This window comes from Azospirillum sp. TSO22-1 (assembly GCF_003116015.1).
Lineage (GTDB): Bacteria > Pseudomonadota > Alphaproteobacteria > Azospirillales > Azospirillaceae > Azospirillum.
Window position 1 is genome coordinate 46,678 of the sequence record NZ_LGQZ01000044.1, and the last position, 17,381, is coordinate 64,058.

A 17,381-nucleotide genomic window follows, 5' to 3' on the forward strand; every position below is an offset into this window, starting at 1 on the left:
GCTGGGGGAGGACTTGCGAAGCCGCAACCCATCCGAATTGCTTCGAATTTCGAACCAATCCTTAAACAAACCAAAGTCAACACAGGTGCTTCCGCTGTGTTTTATTTTGGCGTAGCCATCGATCCATTGCGAATTCTCTAGCTGCGGCGTATCCTCGCAAGAGTTCGCGAAACACGCCCGCCCATTTTTTCGACGCCGGTGCCGGTTCCTGCGCCGGTGGGCGCGGCGGATGGAGGATGGCATGGTGCGACGGATCGCCCGAAACCTTGCAGGCGCGCGGCTCCGGCACGACGAGTCCGGGGCGGTGGTCGTTGTTGTCGCGCTGATGCTGACGGTGCTGATGGGGTTGCTCGGCGTCGGCGTCGAGGTCGGCTCCTGGTACATGACGCGCCGCTCCCTGCAGACCGCGGCCGACGCCGCGGCCATCGCCGGTGCGCTGGAGGAGGCGCGCGGCGCGGCGGCGCGCGTCACCGCCGCCGCCCGGCAGGAGGCCGCGCGCAACGGCGCGGAGGTGGCCAAGGACGTCATCACCATCCGCACCCCGCCGGCCAGCGGCGCCTTCGCCGGCGACCCGCAGGCGGTGGAGGCGATCATTACCCGGCCGGAAGCGCGGATGTTCTCCGCCGTGCTGGGCAGCGGCAACGTGGACATCTCGGCGCGCGCCGTCGCCCGCGTGCGCACCGTCGGGCAGGCCTGCGTGCTGGCGCTCGATCCCTCGGCGTCCGGCGCCATCACCGGGCAGGGCAGCTCGACGCTGAACATGCGGGGCTGCACGCTGGCCGCCAACTCCACCAGCGGCTCGGCCATCACCATGAGCGGCAGTTCCAGCGTCACCGCGCAGGGGCTGTGGACGGCCGGCGGCACCAGCCTCGGCGGCTCCTCCAACCTGAACTTCGCGGTGCCGCCGGCGACCTACACCTGGCCGCTGCCCGACCCGTACGCCGGCCTGACCATCCCGCCGCTCGGCTCCTGCCAGTCGACCAAGAACGTGACGGTGTTCACCCCCGGCACCTACTGCAGCAACATCGACCTGCAGAGCGGCAGCTTCGTCTTCAAGCCGGGGACCTACTACCTCGACGGCGCCAGCCTGAAGATCAACGCCTCGGCCGTCGTGACGTGCGACTGCGCGGCACCCGGCTCCGGCGTGACGTTCGTGCTTACCGCGCGCAACAACGCCAACCAGATCGGCACGGTCACCATCAACGGCGGCGCCACCATCACCCTGCGGGCGCCGAGCGACGCCGGCTCCCCCTATCCCGGCATCCTGTTCTACCAGGACCGCCGGGCGCCGGCGAGCGCGGTGAACACCATCAACGGCGGCTCCAGCATCGTGATGAACGGCGCCTTCTACTTCCCCTCCGCGCCAGTGAAGTGGACCGGCAACAACACCAGCTCCGGCGCCAACACCTGCGTCGAGATCATCGCGCGCACGGTGGACTTCACCGGCAACTCGGCGCTCGACAACAGCGGCTGCGCGGCGCTCGGCGTCAAGCCCCTGCTGACCACCGCCGCCACGCTGGGGGAATGACGGGGGTCCCGATGCGCCGCCTGCGCTCCATCCTCACACACCTGCGCCGGAACGAGGACGGCGCGCTGATCGTCGCCATCGCACTGATGCTGACGGTGCTGATGGGGCTGCTCGGCGTCGGCGTCGAGGTCGGCTCCTGGTACATGGCGCGGCGCAGCCTGCAGACCGCGGCCGACGCCGCGGCCATCGCCGGTGCGCTGGAGAACGCCCGCGGCAACGCGGCCGCCATCGCCTTGGCGGGGGCGAAGGAGGCGGCCCGCAACGGCACGGAGAACGGCGACACCGTGCAGGTCTTCACCCCGCCGACCGGCGGCGCCTTCGCCGGCCGCGCCGACGCCGTCGAGGCCATCGTGACGCGCCGGCAGCCGGCGCTGTTCTCCGCCGTGCTGAACGCCGGGCCGGCGACGATCTCCGCCCGCGCCGTCGCGCTGCTCAGCGACAACGGGCGCGCCTGCGTGCTGGCGCTGGACGGCAGCAAGGCCTCGGCGGTGCTGGCGCGCGGCAATCCCGACGTGCAGATGGCCGGCTGCATGATCGCCTCCAACTCCAACGCGGCGTCGGCCATCGACCTCAGCGGCAACGTCTCGGTGAACGCGCTGTCCCTATGGACGGCCGGCGGCATCGCGGTGTCGGGCAACGCCAGCCTGCGGCTGGCGCAGCCGGCGACCACGCACAGCTGGCCGCTGCCCGATCCCTACACCAACATCAACGTTCCGCCGCTGCCGACCTGCTCCAGCCCCAAGGTGACGAAGGTCAACAAGACGCAGCTGCTGCCGAAGGGGATCTATTGCGGCGGCATCGATGTCTCCGGAAACACGCACCTGAAGCTGGAGCCGGGGGAGTATTATCTCGACCAGGGCGACCTGACGGTGCACGGCAACGTCACCATCGACTGCCCGACCTGCGTCAACGACGGCGTCACCATCGTGTTCACCAGCACCCGTTCGTCCTCGCTGATCGGCGGCCTGCGGCTCAGCGGCAACCTCGACCTTACGCTGCAGGCGCGTGGCGGGGCGGGCGTGCCGTTTCCCGGCATCCTCGTCTACCAGGACCGGCGTGCCCCGGCCGGGACCAACCTCGTCAACGGCAACACCACCATGAAGGTCACCGGCGCCCTGTACTTCCCGGCGCAGGAGCTCCAGTGGGCCGGCAACAACAGCACGGCGACGGCCGGCTGCGTGCAGATCGTGGCGCGCACGGTGACCTTCATCGGCAACGCCGCGCTCGGCAACGACACCTGCGCCGCGATCGGCGCCGCGCCGATCGTCACCACCCTGGCCCGGCTGGGCGAGTGAGGGCGCCCATGATCGGCACATCCCGCCTGCTCAAGCGCCTGCTCAGCGACCGCAGCGGCAACGTGGCGGTGGAGTTCGCCCTGCTGGCGCCGCTGCTGGTCGTCATCCTGACCGGCCTCGTCGACTTCGGCCGCGCCACCTACGACAGGATGGCGCTGGAGACGGCGGCGCGCGGCGCCGTGCAGTACGCCCGTCAGAACCCCAACGACACCGCCGGCATCACCGCGGCGGCGCTGAACGCCGGCGGCCTGGCGGCGACGGCGACGGTGGAGATCCCGGCGCCGTTCTGCGAATGCCCGGACGGGACCTCCATCGGCTGCTCCACCGTGTGCCCGAGCGGCGACCCGATCCTGCGCTTCCTGTCGGTCACGGTGCGGCACGATTTCGAATTGTTCTTCTCCTATCCCGGACTGCCGTCCCCGCTGGCGCTCGCCGGCACGGCGGTGATCCGGGTGCAGTGAGGGAGGGCGGCGATGCGGCGGCGCCTGATGCGCGACGAACGGGGAGCGGCGGCGGTCGAGTTCGCGCTGGTGTTCCCGGTGTTCATCGCCATGCTGATCGCCATCATCGAGCTGGCGACCTTCTTCTGGACGCGCAACACCCTGCAGTTCGCGGCGGAGGAAGCGGCGCGGCTCGCCATGGTCAACACCGCGGCGACTCCCGCGGCGGTGCAGGCCGCGGCGTCGGCGAAGCTGGGCACGCTCACGCTGGACCCGGCGCGCCTGACGGTGACGGCGGTGCTCGACCCGGCCGGCGTGGTGACCTTCATGAAGGTCACCACGCGCTACGCGTGGCCGAACGGCGGCATCACCGGCATCCTGCCGGTGGACCTCGGCGAGGCGGTCGGCGAGGCGCGCATGCCGATGGTGCAGTAGCTATCAGATCGCCACGACCTCGCCGTGCCGGGTGCAGGCCGGCTCGGCCAGGTCGACGAAACGGTCGGTGACGTCCTCGGGCGCGCGCAGCTTCGCCTGGTCCTCGCCGGGGAAGGCCTGCAGGCGCAGCTTGGTGGCGACGATGCCGGGGTCCAGCAGGTTGACCCGCAGGTTCGACTTGGCGATCTCCATCGCGTAGGTCTTCACCATCATCTCCAGCGCCGCCTTGCTCGCCGCGTAGGGGCCCCAGTACGGGTAGGGCTCCTTCGCCGCGCCGGAGGTGACGAAGATGGCGCGGCCGGCGTCGGAGGCGCGCAGCAGCCGGTCCATGCTGCGGATCAGCCGGTAGTTGGCGGTGACGTTGGTGTCGAGGATGCGCGTCCACAGCTTCGGGTCGAACTGGGCGACCGGGCCCAGCGTCTCCAGCACGCCGGCGTTGCCGACGACGATGTCCAGCCGGCCGAAGCGCTCGTAGATGGCGGCGCCCAGCGCGTCGATCTGGTCGAACTTGCGCAGGTCGAGCGGCACCAGCGTGGCGTTGGTGCCGGTGGCCTGCTTGATGGCGTCGTCCACCTCCTCCAGGCCGCCGACGGTGCGGGCGGTGAGGATGACGTGCGCGCCCTCCTGCGCGAAGCGCTTGGCGACGGCGGCGCCGATGCCGCGGGAGGCACCGGTGATCAGGGCGTAGCGGCCGGCGAGACGGGACATGGGGTCGCTCTACAGGTCAGTGGACAAACGAAGCCCGCGCCGGCACCCGCTCGGGATGCCGCGCGCGGGCCGGGTGGGACGGATCAGGAGGCGCGCAGGACGGGGCGCGGCGCCGGCTCCACGCTGTCGTGCTGGTCGGTCAGCGCGACCGGGTAGTCGCCGGTGAAGCAGGCGTCGCAGAACTTCAGGTTCTTCGGGTCGCGGTGCGTGTCGCCCATGGCGCGGTACAGGCCGTCCAGCGAGATGAAAGCGAGGCTGTCGGCCTGGATGAACTGCCGCATCTCCTCCACCGACAGGCGGTGCGCCAGCAGCTTCGACTGCTCCGGCGTGTCGATGCCGTAGAAGCAGGGATGGCTGGTCGGCGGGCTGGAGATGCGCATGTGCACCTCCTTGGCGCCGGCGGCGCGCATCATGTCGACGATCTTCTTCGAGGTCGTGCCGCGGACGATGGAATCGTCCACCAGGATGACCCGCTTGCCCTCGATCATGTGGCGGTTGGCGTTGTGCTTCAGCTTGACGCCGAGGTGGCGGATCTGGTCGGTCGGCTCGATGAAGGTGCGGCCGACGTAGTGGTTGCGGATGATGCCCAGCTCGAACGGGATGCCGCTCTGCGCCGCGTAGCCCAGCGCTGCCGGCACGCCGCTGTCCGGCACCGGCACCACATAGTCCGCCTCGACGCCGGCTTCGCGGGCCAGCTCCCGGCCGATGCGCTGGCGCGCCTCGTAGACCGAGGTGCCCTCCATGATGCTGTCGGGACGGGCGAAGTAGATGTACTCGAAGATGCAGAAGCGGCGGCCCTGCGGCTGGAACGGGCGCAGGCTGTGCACGCCGGTGTCGTCCAGCACCACCATCTCGCCCGGCTCGACGTCGCGGACGTAGTCGGCGCCGACGATGTCGAGCGCGCAGGTCTCGCTGGTCAGGATGTAGCTGTCGCCCAGCTTGCCCAGCACCAGCGGCCGCACGCCCAGCGCGTCGCGCACGCCGATCACCGTGCCGTGCGCGGCGGCGACCAGCGAGAAGGCGCCCTCGACCTGCCGCACCGCCTCGATCATGCGGTCGACCGGGCTGCCGCCGCGGGCCAGCGCCATGAGGTGGACGATGACTTCGGTGTCGGTGGTGGACTGGAACAGGCAGCCGCGGCGCACCAGCTGGCGGCGCAGCAACTGCGCGTTGGTCAGGTTGCCGTTGTGGGCGAGCGCGAAGCTGCCGAACTCCAGGTCGGCGCACAGCGGCTGCACGTTGCGCAGCGTGGTGTCGCCGGTGGTGGCGTAGCGGACGTGGCCGATGGCCATGTCGCCCTTCAGGCGGCCGATGACGCTTTCCTTGGAGAAATGGTCGCCGACCAGCCCCATGGTGTGCTCGACGCGGAAGTCCGCGGTGCCGAAGCTGGCGATGCCCGCCGCCTCCTGGCCGCGGTGCTGCAGCGCGTGCAGGCCCAGCGCCGTGATGGCGGCGGCCTGCGGGTGCGCGTAGATGCCGAAAACGCCGCACTCCTCGCGCAGCTTGTCATCGTCGAAGGGATGCGTCGTCAGCATCGAAGAATCCTCGTAGTGCACGGGCCCGACTCAGCGCGTGTTCTGGATCAGGCGGTCGATCTCGCCGCGATCGCGCTCCTTATAGCCGGTATTGGCGGGTGGTGCACCCGTCTTCCCGCCGGCCGGGACGGGCGAGGTGAGACGGTCCAGCGCCTCCTTCGCCTCGATCGCCTGGCGCGCGCGATCCCGCGCCAGATCGGCCTGGTTCAGCCCCTCCGCCCGCAGGTTGGCGGGCACGAACTCATAGATCATGCCCGCACCCGCCGCCATCAAGGGGCGGGTCTTCGCCTGCTGCAGCCATTGCGGCTGCTCCTGGGCCGGGATCAGCCATGCAAAGAACAGATAGGCGACCGACACCAGCACGGCGCCCTTGAACAGGCCGAACAGGAAGCCCAACGAGCGGTCCACCGCCGACAGCGAGGAGTTCTGCACGCCGCGCGAGATCCGCCCGAACAGGATGGTCAGCACCACCAGCGCCACGATGAACAGCGCGGCCGAGGTGGCGACGTACGCCACCATCTCGACCTTCAGGTACTTCTGCGTGTGCGGCAGGACGAAGGGCAGGGTGTACAGCGCGGTCAGCGCGGCACCGCCCCAGGCGGCCAGCGACAGCACCTCGGCCACCATGCCGCGGGTGAAGGCCAGCAACGCCGACAGCAGCAGCACGGCGAACACCACGCCGTCGGCCGGGTTGATCGGGAAATTCTCCATGCTCCGCTACCCTCGAAACCTATCGTGCCAGCGTTATCGACCTCTGCCGCGCTGGCCGCCGTCCGTCTGGAACAGCGGCATCAGTTCGCCGAGGTGGTGAAGCTCCACGGTCCTGAGCGACGTGTCGCCCTTTCCGCCGCTCCGTCTAGCCGGAATGACCGCCGTTGAAAACCCCAGCTTTGCGGCTTCCTTGAGGCGCGTGTCGGTCTGGCTCACCGCGCGCACCTCGCCGCTGAGGCCGATCTCGCCGAACACCACGGCGTCGGGCGGCACCGGCTCGCCGGTCAGCGAGGAGACCAGCGCCGCCGCGACCGCGAGGTCGGCCGCCGGCTCCGTCACCTTCAGGCCGCCGGCGACGTTCAGGTACACGTCGTTGGCGCCGATCTGTACGCCGCAGCGCGCCTCCAGCACCGCCAGCACCATGGCGAGGCGGCCTGAATCCCAGCCCACCACCGCGCGCCGCGGCGTGCCGAGCGGCGAGGGGGCGACGAGAGCCTGCACCTCCACCAGCACCGGGCGCGTGCCCTCCATGCCGGCGAAGACCGCCGCGCCCGACACGTCGCCGCGCCGTTCGGCGAGGAACAGGGCGGAGGGGTTGGCGACCTCCGACAGGCCGGCGTCGCCCATCTCGAACACGCCGATCTCGTCGGTCGGGCCGAAGCGGTTCTTCACCGCGCGCAGGATGCGGAACTGGTGGCCGCGCTCGCCCTCGAAGTAGAGGACGGTGTCGACCATGTGCTCCAGCACGCGGGGGCCGGCGATCATGCCCTCCTTGGTGACGTGGCCGACGAGCAGCAGCACGACGCCGCGCCGTTTGGCGACGCGGATCAACTCCTGCGCCGAGGCGCGCACCTGCGCCACGGTGCCGGGCGCGCTGTCCAGCGTGTCCACGTACATGGTCTGGATGGAATCGATGACGATGATTCCGGGGCAGTCGCCGCCGTCCAGCGTCGCCACGATGTCCCGCACGTTGGTGGCGGAGGCGAGGTCCACCGGCGCCGCGGCGCAGCCCAGCCGCTGGGCGCGCAGCCGCACCTGGTCCACCGCCTCCTCGCCCGAGACGTAGGCGCAGCGCCAGTCCTGCGCCAACCGGCCGACCGCCTGGAGCAGCAGGGTGGACTTGCCGATGCCCGGGTCGCCGCCGATCAGCACCGCCGAGCCGGGCACGAGGCCGCCGCCGCAGACGCGGTCGAACTCGGCGATGCCGGTCATGCGGCGCGGTGCTGGCTCCGACGCGCCGGACAGCCCGACGAACTCCAGCCGCCGGCCCTTGCCGACCCCGAGGCCCTTCGGGGCGGAGTCCGGAGCCGCCTCCTCGATCAGCGTGTTCCATTCACCGCAGCCGTCGCAGCGTCCGGCCCATTTCGGGAACACGGAGCCGCACGACTGGCAAACGTAGCGTGTTGTCGGCTTTGCCAATGTCGTGGAGTCTGGATGTGTTGCGAAGCACAATATATAGCATGCCGTGACCCCGTCTCCTATGGGGCAAGGAAGGGATTGGCATGTCGTACGAGCCGCGCGGGTACGCGACCGACACCGAGGGGCACAAGGTGCCGCTGCATGGGCCGGAGGCCTTCGAGGGACTGCGCCGCGCCGGGCGTCTGGCCTCTGGGACGCTGGACTTCATCACCGCGCACGTGACGCCGGGCGTGACCACCGGGGCGCTCGACAAGCTCATCGAGACGTTCATGCGCGACCACGGCGCCATCCCGGCGACCATCGGCTACAAGGGCTACCGGCACGCCAGCTGCATCTCGCCGAACCACGTCGTCAACCACGGCATCCCCAGCGACGACAAGCGGCTGGCGGACGGCGACATCGTCAACATCGACGTGACGGTGATCCTCGACGGCTGGTACGGCGACAACAGCCGCATGTACTTCGTCGGCGAGAAGATCGGCGTGAAGGCGCGCAAGCTGGTGGACCTCACCTACGAGGCCATGATGGCGGGCATCGCGGCGGCCAGGCCCGGCAACACGCTGGGCGACGTCGGTCACGCCATCCAGACGCTGGCCGAGGCGAACCGCTTCTCGGTGGTGCGCGAGTTCGGCGGGCACGGCATCGGCCGTATCTTCCACGACGCGCCGCACGTCGACCATTTCGGCCGGCCGGGGCAGGGGATGACGCTGGTCCCCGGCATGGTCTTCACCATCGAGCCGATGCTGAACGCCGGCAAGCCGGACGTGAAGATCCTGTCCGACGGCTGGACCACGGTGACCCGCGACCGCTCGCTGTCGGCGCAGTTCGAACATCAGGTCGGCATCACCGAGGACGGGTGCGAGATCTTCACCCTCTCGCCCGCCGGCCACACCAAGCCGCCCTACTGACGGAGACACCCCGCATGCCCAAGGACCTCAAGCCCTGGCGGGTCGCCGCCAGCCGCGACCTGCTGGACGCCTCGCCCTTCCTCAAGGTGCGGGTGGAGAGCATCGAGCTGCCGGACGGCCGGCGGATCGACGACTACTACCAGCTCGAGATGCCGTCCTTCGCCTGCATCTTCGCCGAGACCGAGGACGGTCGGGTCATCACCTACCGCCAGTACCGGCACGGGCCGCGCTGCATCACCCTGGCCTTCCCCGGCGGCCACCTGGACCCCGGCGAGGATCCGCTGGAGGCCGCCAAGCGCGAACTGCTGGAGGAAACCGGCTACGAGGGCGCCGCGTGGCAGGATCTCGGCGGCTACATGGTCAATTCCAACCAGGGCGGGGCGGTGTCGCACATGTTCCGCGCCACCGGCTGCCGCAAGGTGGCCGAGCCCGACGCCGACGACCTGGAGGAGAGCGAGATCCTGCTCCTCACGCGGGCGGAACTGACGGCGGCGGCCGGGCGGGGCGAGTTCGCGCTGCTGACGCAGATCGCGCTGTTCGCCATGGTGACGAACCAGGACCTCGTCCGCTCCTTCGCCGCGGGGAACGCCGGATGACGGCCCCCCTGGAGCCCTGGCGGGTGCTCGACAGCCGCGACGCCTACGACGCGGAGCCCTGGCTGAAGATCCGCATCGAGACGCTGGAACTGCCCGATGGCCGCCGGGTCGAGTTCCACCAGGTCGACCAGCAGGACTTCATCATCATCTTCGCCGAGACGGCGGACGGACGCGCCCTGCTGCTGCGCCAGTACAAGCATGGCGCCCGTCGCGTCAGCCTGACCTTCCCCGCCGGCGCGGTGGACTCCGGCGAGGATCCGCTGGACGCCGCCAAGCGCGAACTGCTGGAGGAGACCGGCTACGTTTCCGACGAATGGATCGGGTTCGGCGACTATGTCATGCAGGGCAACCAGCGCGGCTGCGTCGCCCACATGTTCCAGGCCAGGGGGTGCCGCAAGGTGGCCGAGGCGGACTCCGGCGATCTGGAGGAGATGCGGCTCGAACTGCTCACCCGCGAGGAACTGGTCGCCGCCGCGGCGAACGGCGAGTTCGCCATCATATCGTCGCTGTGCATGCTGACGCTGGCGCTGCAGCCGGAGTTGGCCAGGGCGCTGGGCCGGCCGGTGGGGTGACCGCTTACAGCGCCCGGATCTGCATCTGGATCGGCCCTTCGGCGCGGCCGTGGACGAACTGGTCCACGTGGGCGTTGCCGGAGGCGTCGATGTCCCGGGCGTGGCCGGTCCAGATGATCCTGCCCTGATAGATCATCGCAATGCGGTCGGCGATCTTGCGGGCCGAGGCCATGTCGTGGGTGATGGTCACCGCGGTGGCGCCGAGGTCCTTCACGCACTTCACGATCAGCTCGTTGATCACGTCGGCCATGATCGGGTCGAGGCCGGTGGTCGGCTCGTCGAAGAAGATGATCTCCGGCTCGTCGGCGATGGCGCGGGCCAGCGCCACGCGCTTCTGCATGCCGCCCGACAGCTCGGCCGGGTACAGCTCGCCCACCTCCGGCGTCAGGCCGACGGCGCCGAGCTTGGCCATGGCGATGTCCTTGGCCTTGGGGCGCGGCATGTGCTCGCCCTGGATCAGGCCGAAGGCGACGTTCTCCCACACCCGGATGCTGTCGAACAGCGCCGCACCCTGGAACAGCATGCCGAACTTGTGCAGCAGCTTTTCCCGCTCGCGCGAGCCCAGGCGGGTGGTCTCTTCCCCGTCGACCCGGATCGAGCCCGTGTCCGGGTGCAGCAGGCCGAGGATGCACTTCAGCATCACCGACTTGCCGGTGCCGGAACCGCCGATCACCACCAGGGATTCGCCGCGGCCGACCTCCAGGTCGATGCCGTTCAGCACCACCTTGGGACCGAAGCGCTTGTGGACGTTGCGCAGGGCAATTTTGGGCGTGTCGGTCATTTGGTCGAGAAGAACATTCCGGTGATCAGGTAGTTGAACACCAGGATCAGGATCGAGGCCGCCACCACCGCGTTGGTGGTCGCCTGACCGACGCCCTGGGCGCCGCCGCGCGACTTGTAGCCGAAATAGCAGCCCATCAGCGAGATGACGAAGCCGAACACCGCCGCCTTCACCAGGCCGGAGATCACGTCGACCGGCTCCAGGAACTGCCAGGTGCGGGTGATGTAGGAGGACGCGTTGAAATCCAGCCGGTAGACGCTGACCAGGAAGCCGCCGAACACGCCGATCACGTCGGCGATCAGCACCAGCAGCGGCAGCATCGTCGTGCCGGCGATCAGGCGCGGCGCCACCAGGTATTTGAACGGGTTGGTGGACAGCGTCGAGAGCGCATCGATCTGCTCGGTCACCCGCATGGTGCCGATTTCCGCCGCCATGGCGGCGCCGATGCGCCCGGCCACCATCAGGCCGGCGAGCACCGGTCCCAGCTCGCGGGTCACCGACAGCACGACGACGGTGGCGATGGCGCCCTCCGCCTGGAAGCGCGAGAAGCCGGAATAGCTCTGCAGCGCCAGCACCATGCCGGTGAACAGCGCGGTCAGCCCGACCACCGGCAGCGAGTAGTAGCCGATGTCGATCATCTGCCGGATGATCTGGCGCGCGTACAGCGGCGGCCGGACGCAGTGCGAGACCGAGCGGCCGGTGAACATGGCGAGCTGCCCGGTCGCTTCCAGAAAGATCAGGAAGGTGCGGCCCGTCGCGGCGAGGAAATCCATCAGGCGGTCCCGCCCACATGGACGCGGTGGTAGCGGCGCCCCAGCGAGGTGAGGATCTCGTAGCCGATGGTGCCGGCCTCCTCCGCCACGGTGTCGACCGGGCGGTTGGGGCCGATCAGCTCGACCAGCGCGCCGGGCGCCACGGCGCCTTCGGGCAGTGCGGTTACGTCCACCGTGATCAGATCCATCGAAATCCGTCCGACCACCGGAGCCGGTATTCCGCCAACGAACACGTGCCCGCGCCCGCTCAGCGTGCGCGGGTAGCCGTCGGCGTAACCCACTGCAATGGTTGCAACTTTGCCCTTCCCCGCGACGCGGTGGGTGGCACCGTAGCCAACGGTCATAGCCGTGTCAACGCTTCGGACCTGAAGAACCCGCGCGTCGAGGCGCACCGTCGGGCGCATCGGGTTCGCCGCGGCCGGCGTCGGGTTGACGCCGTACAGCGCGCAGCCGGGCCGGACGAGGTCGAAATGGTAGGCCGGCCCGAGGAAAACGCTTGAGGAATTGGCGAGGCTGGCCGGCGCCGCCGGCAGCCGGGCGAGCGCCATGCGGAAGCGGCCGAGCTGCTGCGCGTTCATCGGCGTGTCCGCCTCGGCGCAGGCGAGGTGCGTCATCCACAGCCGGACACTCATGCCGGTCAGACGTTCCGGTTGCTCGATCAGGCAATCGAGTTCGTCCGGCCCCAGCCCGAGTCGGTTCATGCCGGTGTCGATGTGCACGACGGCCGGCCGCGCTTCGCCGCGTTCGCGGCAGAACGCCGTCCACGCCTCGATGTCGCCGAGGTGGTTGAGCACCGGCGTGACGCCGTGCGCGGCGAACTCCGCGGCGCTTCCGGGCGGCAGGCCGCCCAGCGACAGGACCTCCGCGTCGGCGGGAAGCACGGCGCGCAGCGCGATGGCCTCCTCGACCTGTGCCACCACGAAGGTCCGGCAACCGGCGGCGAACAGGGCAGGGGCGACGCGCGACGCGCCCAGCCCGTAGGCGTCGGCCTTGACCACCGCGGCGCAGCGCGCCGGGCCGCCGACGCGGTCGCGCAGCAGCGTCCAGTTGGCGACGACGGCGTCGAGGTCGATGGTCAGCAGCGCCCCGGCGAAGGACGCGGGGTCACTCGCCGACATCGTGGTCATGGTCGGTGTCGAGGTCGCCGAACTTGGTGTATTGGCCATCGAAATAGAGCCGCACGCTGCCGATCGGGCCGTGACGCTGCTTGGCGATGATCGCCTCGGCGGTGTTGTGCACCTCGCCGTAGCGCTTCTGCCAGTTGGCGTAACGGTCGTTGTACTTGTCTTCCGTCTCTTCCGGCCGGCGGGCCGGCTCGGCGCGCTCAAGATAGTACTGTTCGCGGTAAACGAACATCACGACGTCGGCGTCCTGCTCGATCGAGCCGGATTCGCGCAGGTCGGAGAGCTGTGGCCGCTTGTCCTCGCGCTGCTCCACCGCGCGGCTGAGCTGTGACAGCGCCAGCACCGGCAAGTCGAGTTCCTTGGCGATGGCCTTGAGGCCGCGGGTGATCTCCGAGATCTCCTGCACGCGGTTTTCCGCGCCGCGTTGCGAGGTGCCGCGCAGCAGCTGGAGGTAGTCGACCACCACGAAGCCCAGGTTGTGCGTGCGCTTCAGGCGGCGGCAGCGGGTGCGCACGGCGCTCACCGACAGGGCGGGGGTGTCGTCCACGAAGAACGGCACGCGGCCCAGCTCCTGGCTGGCCGTAATGAACTTCGGGAAATCGCTGTCGCGGATGTCGCCGCGGCGGATCTTGTCGCCGGACACCTCGGCCTCGCCGGCGAGGATACGGGTGGCCAGCTGCTCGGCCGACATTTCCAGCGAGAAGAAGCCGACGCAGGCGCCCTCGGACCCGTTGGACTTCATGTACGCCTTGGCGGCGTTGAAGGCCATGTTGGTGGCCAGCGCCGTTTTGCCCATCGACGGACGTCCGGCGAGGATCAGAAGGTCCGACGGGTGCAGGCCGCCGAGCTTGCGGTCGAGGTCGCGCAGGCCGCAGGTGACGCCGGTGACGTGGCTGGAGCGGCGGAACGCGGCCTCCGCCATCTCGATGGCGACCTTCAGCGATTCGGAGAAGGCGATGAAGCCGCCCTGCACGTCGCCGGTGGAGGCGAGATCGAACAGCTGCTTCTCGGCCTGCTCGATCTGGTCCATGGCGTTGGAGTCGAGGTCGTGCTCGTACGCCTCGTTCACCATGTCCGTGCCGACCTCGATCAGCTGCCGGCGCAGGAACAGGTCGTGGATCGTCTTGCCGTAGTCGGCGGCGTTGATCACCGTCACCACGCCGGCGGCGAGGCTGGCCAGATAGGCGCCGCCGCCGCCCTCCTCCGCGAACTGCGGGTCGTTCTCGAAATACGCCTTCAGCGTCACCGGGTTGGCGACCTGCCCGCGCTCGATCAGCTTGGAGATCGCCTCGTAGATCTTCAGGTGGCCCGGGTCGTAGAAGTGCTGCGGGCGCAGGAACTCGCTGACCTTCTCGTACGCCTTGTTGTTGACCAGGATGGCGCCCAGCAGCGCCTGCTCCGCCTCCTCGTTGTGGGGGGCGGAGCGGTACTCGGGCGCGGGGCGGCCGGAAGCGGCGCGGGCGGCGGTTCCGTCGATCACGCGGGGCTCGAAGGTGGGCTTGTTGTCCATGTCCGGCACTCTACCAAACGGCTGCGCCGGGGGCCTGTGCCAAGCGCGGAGGGCTCCCCGAAAAACCTGTGCACAACTTTCATCCCCATGTGCAGAAGAGCGGGGATAAACGCCCGAACGCCCCCAGAGTCAAGCGCTTGCGCGATTGCGCCGCGGGGCGTTCTCGGCAGCCGCGAGCGCACGTTCGGTCTCCAGCATGTAGCCTCGGGTCAGCGGCACCGCCCCGACGGCGCGCGCCATCTGGATCTGCATCACCATGTGCCCCTGGTAGCGGAAGGCGATCTCGGCGCCCGCCAGATAGAACTCCCACATGCGCACGAACCGCTCGTCGTAGAGCTTGGCCGCCTCCTCCCGCCGCGCCAGGAAGCGTTCGCGCCAGTGCCGCAAGGTCTCGGCGTAGTGCAGGCGCAGGACCTCCACGTCGGTGGTCCACAGCCCGGCGCGCTCGATGCGGGGGACCACCTCGGACAGCGCCGGAGAATAGCCGCCGGGAAAGATGTACTTGCGGAACCACGGGTTGGTCGTGCCCGGCCCCTCGCTGCGGCCGATGGAGTGCAGCAGCGCCACGCCGTCGTCGGCCAGCCGGTCGCGCACCGTGTCGAAGAAGGTGCGGTAGTGCGGCGCGCCGACATGCTCGAACATGCCGACCGAGACGATGCGGTCGAAGCGGCCGGTGACGGCGCGGTAGTCGCACAGCTCGAACCGCACGCGGTCGGACAGGCCGGCCGACTCGGCGCGCTCGCGGGCGACGGCCAGCTGCTCGGTGGACAGCGTGATGCCGGTGACCCGCACCCCGGCGTGCTTCGCGAGATACAGCGCCATGCCGCCCCAGCCGCAGCCGACGTCCAGCACGTGGTGGCCGGGGTGCAGCAGCAGCTTGGCGGCGATGTGCCGCTTCTTGGCCAGCTGCGCCTCGTCCAGGCTCATGCCCGGCTCCGCGAAGTAGGCGCAGGAGTATTGCAGGTCGCGGTCGAGGAACAGCTCGTACAGCCGCCGCGACAGGTCGTAGTGGTGGGCGACGTTGCTGCGCGCGCGGCGCAGCGGGTTGTGCTGCTCGACGGAGCGCAGGAGCGGCGCCAGACGGTCGCGCAGCGGCCCGGTGAGGCCATCGACGGTCACGCCGTCGGACAGCAGCGCCAGCAGGTCGTACAGACCGCCGCCCTCGATGCTGAGGCGGCCGTCCATGTACGCCTCGCCGAAGCTCAGGCGCGGGGAGAGGACCAGTTGCCGGTGCAGCGCCGCGTCATACAGGTGCAGCGTGAGCGTCGGGGCGCCGGGGCCGATCCGGTGGGTTTTCCCCCGGGCGTCGACGAGCGTCAGGCCGCCGCGGGTCAGTGCGGCGTTCAGCAGGCGGGCGAAGAGCATGCCATCGTCTCCTCAGCCAAAGGCTGGGATGGGCGATGGCCTTAGGGTAGAGCGCGTTCGGCGAGGGAGAATGACTCTTTCGCCATACCCTGGTCCGCGCATACGGAAAACCGCCCGGCCCCCTTGCGGGAGCGGGCGGCGTCCGGACGAGCGTGACGGGAGGGGAGGAGGATCAGGCCTCCTCGGCCTCGCCCTCGGTCGTGGTCTCGGCCTCTTCCTCGTCCTCATCGATGAGGTCGGCCGCGGTCACCATGGCGCCGCGCTGCGCCTGCAGCCCGGCCTCTTCGGCCGAACGGGCGACGTTCACGGTCACGTTCTGGCTGACCTCCGGATGCAGCACGATGCGCACCGGGAACAGGCCCAGCGTCTTGATCGGCTGGTCGATGGCGACCTGGCTGCGCTCGATCTTCACGCCGGCGGCGGTGACCGCGTCGGCGATGTCGCGGTTCGACACCGAACCGTACAGCACGCCGGTCTCACCCGCCTGGCGGATGACGACGACCGACAGGCCGTTCAGCTTCGGCGCGATGGCCTCGGCGTCCTTGCGGCGCTCAAGGTTCATCGCCTCGAGGTGCACGCGCTGCTTCTCGAAGTGCTCCAGGTTCGCCTTGGTGGCGCGCATGGCCTTCTTCAGCGGCAGCAGGTAGTTGCGGGCGAAGCCGGGCTTGACCTTGACGACCTGGCCCATCTGGCCGAGCTTCTCGACCCGCTCCAACAGAATAACTTCCATCACTCGTCCTCCTGATCGGGGCCGACGCGCGCCCAGCGGCGCCGCAGCCCAATCCATTGCTCGATCACGCCCAGGCCGACCATCAGCAGGAGCGGCCAACCGAAGAGAAACAGGAACAGGTAGAACCCGACGAGGAGCGCCACCTTGGCCGACTGGCGGTTGGCGAAGGCGTGCACCACCGACAGGCCGGCCAGACCGAACGGCAGCGACAGCACCAGCGCCACGTTGAGCGCCAGGAAGTCCAGACCGTCCGGCAGCACCGCCGCCGCGGCCGATGCGCCCGCGAACGCCAGCACCACCCACCCCGGCAGCTCCATCGCGACCAGCCGCATCGGCGGACGCCGATTGCGGTGGAACCGCATCAGGAGCCCCTGCGCCAGGGCCGCGTTGACGATCGTCATGACCAGCCATGAGACCACCACGAAGCCCGGCATCGCCGGAGCCAGCCAGAACGCTTCGGGCGGCGGGGGTGCGTCCCCCGGCGCGCCGAGCTGCCGGGCCATGCCCTGCAGCGTCCGGCGCACCACGCCCTCGAGCCCGCCCGGTTCCCCCAACGCCAGCAGCACGGCGACGAAGAACGCCACCAGCCCCAGGCCGGTCAACCCGAGCAGGAGCAGCCCTGGCGGGTACCACTCCACATCCCCCTTCGCCGTGCTCCGGGCCAGCAGCGCCTGGCGGGCCACGAAGGCCGCCGGCACCGCGCCGGTCACGACATAGCCCAGCGGCCCCAGAAGGCCGCCCGTGGCGCTGAGCACCAGCACCGCCGCCAGCCCTCCCGCGATCAGCGTGGCCGGAACACCGAACCACAGGCCGACCAGGAACAGCGGCAGCGGGGCGAGGTAGCCGAGGATCAGCGCACCGACGCCGGCGAACAACACCGACACGTACAGGAGCGCGCTGACCGCACCGCCCCCCAGGGCGACCAACATGGCCGTGGGCATGGGGGTTTCC

The 17,381-nt window shown here is 69.8% G+C and carries 18 protein-coding genes; 7 read left to right on the top strand and 11 right to left on the bottom strand.

Features of this window, described 5'->3' with window-relative positions; translation table 11 throughout:
* Window positions 1-241 precede the first annotated feature (241 nt).
* From TSO221_RS13100 to TSO221_RS13115, 4 genes are read left to right on the top strand one after another with little or no spacing between them, the layout of a single operon-like run.
* Entirely contained in the window at window positions 242-1,528 is a 1,287-nt protein-coding gene (locus tag TSO221_RS13100; protein WP_158284080.1) for a pilus assembly protein TadG-related protein, read from the top strand.
* Between the two features lie 11 nt (window positions 1,529-1,539).
* Entirely contained in the window at window positions 1,540-2,823 is a 1,284-nt protein-coding gene (locus TSO221_RS13105) for a pilus assembly protein TadG-related protein (protein WP_158284081.1), read from the top strand.
* A gap of 8 nt (window positions 2,824-2,831) precedes the next feature.
* Window positions 2,832-3,284, top strand: coding sequence for a TadE/TadG family type IV pilus assembly protein (locus TSO221_RS35400; RefSeq protein WP_158284082.1), 453 nt, complete (start codon window positions 2,832-2,834; stop codon window positions 3,282-3,284).
* A 12-nt stretch (window positions 3,285-3,296) separates the two neighbouring features.
* Window positions 3,297-3,698: a TadE/TadG family type IV pilus assembly protein gene (locus TSO221_RS13115; RefSeq protein ID WP_109118945.1), complete on the top strand. Its 402-nt coding sequence runs from the start codon at window positions 3,297-3,299 to the stop codon at window positions 3,696-3,698.
* A 3-nt stretch (window positions 3,699-3,701) separates the two neighbouring features.
* On the opposite strand, the gene TSO221_RS13120 is transcribed toward TSO221_RS13115, so the two are convergent.
* From TSO221_RS13120 to radA, 4 genes are all read right to left on the bottom strand, one after another.
* Window positions 3,702-4,406, bottom strand: coding sequence for an SDR family NAD(P)-dependent oxidoreductase (locus tag TSO221_RS13120; protein ID WP_109118946.1), 705 nt, complete (start codon window positions 4,404-4,406; stop codon window positions 3,702-3,704).
* 83 nt (window positions 4,407-4,489) lie between these two features.
* The gene (purF, locus tag TSO221_RS13125; RefSeq protein WP_109118947.1) at window positions 4,490-5,941 is read right to left on the bottom strand and encodes an amidophosphoribosyltransferase; all 1,452 of its coding nucleotides are present in this window, start codon (window positions 5,939-5,941) and stop codon (window positions 4,490-4,492) included.
* Between the two features lie 30 nt (window positions 5,942-5,971).
* The gene (locus TSO221_RS13130; protein ID WP_109118948.1) at window positions 5,972-6,652 is read right to left on the bottom strand and encodes a CvpA family protein; all 681 of its coding nucleotides are present in this window, start codon (window positions 6,650-6,652) and stop codon (window positions 5,972-5,974) included.
* Between the two features lie 33 nt (window positions 6,653-6,685).
* A complete protein-coding gene (gene radA, locus TSO221_RS13135; RefSeq protein ID WP_109118949.1) occupies window positions 6,686-8,071 on the bottom strand; it encodes a DNA repair protein RadA in 1,386 nt (461 codons plus the stop codon).
* A gap of 83 nt (window positions 8,072-8,154) precedes the next feature.
* Between radA and map the strand changes: the two genes are divergently transcribed.
* Genes map through TSO221_RS13150 form a run of 3 tightly spaced genes read left to right on the top strand, consistent with a single transcriptional unit; the run spans window position 8,155 to window position 10,147 of the window.
* Window positions 8,155-8,979 carry a type I methionyl aminopeptidase gene (map, locus tag TSO221_RS13140; protein WP_109118950.1) on the top strand — a complete coding sequence of 275 codons (825 nt, stop codon included), beginning with the start codon at window positions 8,155-8,157 and terminating at the stop codon, window positions 8,977-8,979.
* A gap of 14 nt (window positions 8,980-8,993) precedes the next feature.
* Window positions 8,994-9,575, top strand: a complete 582-nt coding sequence (locus tag TSO221_RS13145; protein WP_109118951.1) for an NUDIX hydrolase — start codon at window positions 8,994-8,996, stop codon at window positions 9,573-9,575.
* Window positions 9,572-10,147, top strand: coding sequence for an NUDIX hydrolase (locus TSO221_RS13150; RefSeq protein ID WP_109118952.1), 576 nt, complete (start codon window positions 9,572-9,574; stop codon window positions 10,145-10,147). Before TSO221_RS13145 ends, TSO221_RS13150 begins: the two co-directional genes overlap by 4 nt.
* Window positions 10,148-10,151: 4 nt before the next feature.
* Here the strand turns inward: TSO221_RS13150 and TSO221_RS13155 are convergent, their stop codons facing one another.
* The 7 genes from TSO221_RS13155 to TSO221_RS13185 all read right to left on the bottom strand — a co-directional run bounded on the left by TSO221_RS13155 (window position 10,152) and on the right by TSO221_RS13185 (window position 17,371).
* Window positions 10,152-10,928, bottom strand: a complete 777-nt coding sequence (locus TSO221_RS13155) for an ATP-binding cassette domain-containing protein (RefSeq protein ID WP_109118953.1) — start codon at window positions 10,926-10,928, stop codon at window positions 10,152-10,154.
* Complete coding sequence (locus TSO221_RS13160) at window positions 10,925-11,701, bottom strand: ABC transporter permease (protein ID WP_109118954.1); 777 nt, start codon at window positions 11,699-11,701, stop codon at window positions 10,925-10,927. Before TSO221_RS13160 ends, TSO221_RS13155 begins: the two co-directional genes overlap by 4 nt.
* Entirely contained in the window at window positions 11,701-12,828 is a 1,128-nt protein-coding gene (gene alr, locus TSO221_RS13165) for an alanine racemase (protein ID WP_109118955.1), read from the bottom strand. Before alr ends, TSO221_RS13160 begins: the two co-directional genes overlap by 1 nt.
* The gene (locus TSO221_RS13170; RefSeq protein WP_109118956.1) at window positions 12,806-14,335 is read right to left on the bottom strand and encodes a replicative DNA helicase; all 1,530 of its coding nucleotides are present in this window, start codon (window positions 14,333-14,335) and stop codon (window positions 12,806-12,808) included. Before TSO221_RS13170 ends, alr begins: the two co-directional genes overlap by 23 nt.
* 129 nt (window positions 14,336-14,464) lie before the next feature.
* Entirely contained in the window at window positions 14,465-15,700 is a 1,236-nt protein-coding gene (locus tag TSO221_RS13175; protein WP_109118957.1) for a cyclopropane-fatty-acyl-phospholipid synthase family protein, read from the bottom strand.
* Between the two features lie 172 nt (window positions 15,701-15,872).
* Window positions 15,873-16,430, bottom strand: coding sequence for a 50S ribosomal protein L9 (gene rplI / locus TSO221_RS13180; protein ID WP_109118958.1), 558 nt, complete (start codon window positions 16,428-16,430; stop codon window positions 15,873-15,875).
* A complete protein-coding gene (locus TSO221_RS13185) occupies window positions 16,430-17,371 on the bottom strand; it encodes a DUF2232 domain-containing protein (RefSeq protein ID WP_109118959.1) in 942 nt (313 codons plus the stop codon). The genes rplI and TSO221_RS13185 overlap by 1 nt, the downstream gene beginning before the upstream one ends.
* Window positions 17,372-17,381 lie beyond the last annotated feature (10 nt).

What these genes read in the sequence shown, in the direction of transcription:
- TSO221_RS13105 (WP_158284081.1), top strand. Translation starts at nt 1,540, where the DNA reads ATGCGCCGCCTGCGCTCCATCCTCACACACCTGCGCCGGAACGAGGAC.
- TSO221_RS13120 (WP_109118946.1), bottom strand. Translation starts at nt 4,406, where the DNA reads ATGTCCCGTCTCGCCGGCCGCTACGCCCTGATCACCGGTGCCTCCCGC.
- TSO221_RS13100 (WP_158284080.1), top strand. Translation starts at nt 242, where the DNA reads ATGGTGCGACGGATCGCCCGAAACCTTGCAGGCGCGCGGCTCCGGCAC.
- TSO221_RS13145 (WP_109118951.1), top strand. Translation starts at nt 8,994, where the DNA reads ATGCCCAAGGACCTCAAGCCCTGGCGGGTCGCCGCCAGCCGCGACCTG.
- rplI (WP_109118958.1), bottom strand. Translation starts at nt 16,430, where the DNA reads ATGGAAGTTATTCTGTTGGAGCGGGTCGAGAAGCTCGGCCAGATGGGC.
- TSO221_RS13130 (WP_109118948.1), bottom strand. Translation starts at nt 6,652, where the DNA reads ATGGAGAATTTCCCGATCAACCCGGCCGACGGCGTGGTGTTCGCCGTG.
- TSO221_RS35400 (WP_158284082.1), top strand. Translation starts at nt 2,832, where the DNA reads ATGATCGGCACATCCCGCCTGCTCAAGCGCCTGCTCAGCGACCGCAGC.
- TSO221_RS13170 (WP_109118956.1), bottom strand. Translation starts at nt 14,335, where the DNA reads ATGGACAACAAGCCCACCTTCGAGCCCCGCGTGATCGACGGAACCGCC.
- TSO221_RS13160 (WP_109118954.1), bottom strand. Translation starts at nt 11,701, where the DNA reads ATGGATTTCCTCGCCGCGACGGGCCGCACCTTCCTGATCTTTCTGGAA.
- map (WP_109118950.1), top strand. Translation starts at nt 8,155, where the DNA reads ATGTCGTACGAGCCGCGCGGGTACGCGACCGACACCGAGGGGCACAAG.
- TSO221_RS13115 (WP_109118945.1), top strand. Translation starts at nt 3,297, where the DNA reads ATGCGGCGGCGCCTGATGCGCGACGAACGGGGAGCGGCGGCGGTCGAG.
- purF (WP_109118947.1), bottom strand. Translation starts at nt 5,941, where the DNA reads ATGCTGACGACGCATCCCTTCGACGATGACAAGCTGCGCGAGGAGTGC.
- TSO221_RS13155 (WP_109118953.1), bottom strand. Translation starts at nt 10,928, where the DNA reads ATGACCGACACGCCCAAAATTGCCCTGCGCAACGTCCACAAGCGCTTC.
- TSO221_RS13150 (WP_109118952.1), top strand. Translation starts at nt 9,572, where the DNA reads ATGACGGCCCCCCTGGAGCCCTGGCGGGTGCTCGACAGCCGCGACGCC.
- alr (WP_109118955.1), bottom strand. Translation starts at nt 12,828, where the DNA reads ATGACCACGATGTCGGCGAGTGACCCCGCGTCCTTCGCCGGGGCGCTG.
- TSO221_RS13185 (WP_109118959.1), bottom strand. Translation starts at nt 17,371, where the DNA reads ATGCCCACGGCCATGTTGGTCGCCCTGGGGGGCGGTGCGGTCAGCGCG.
- TSO221_RS13175 (WP_109118957.1), bottom strand. Translation starts at nt 15,700, where the DNA reads ATGCTCTTCGCCCGCCTGCTGAACGCCGCACTGACCCGCGGCGGCCTG.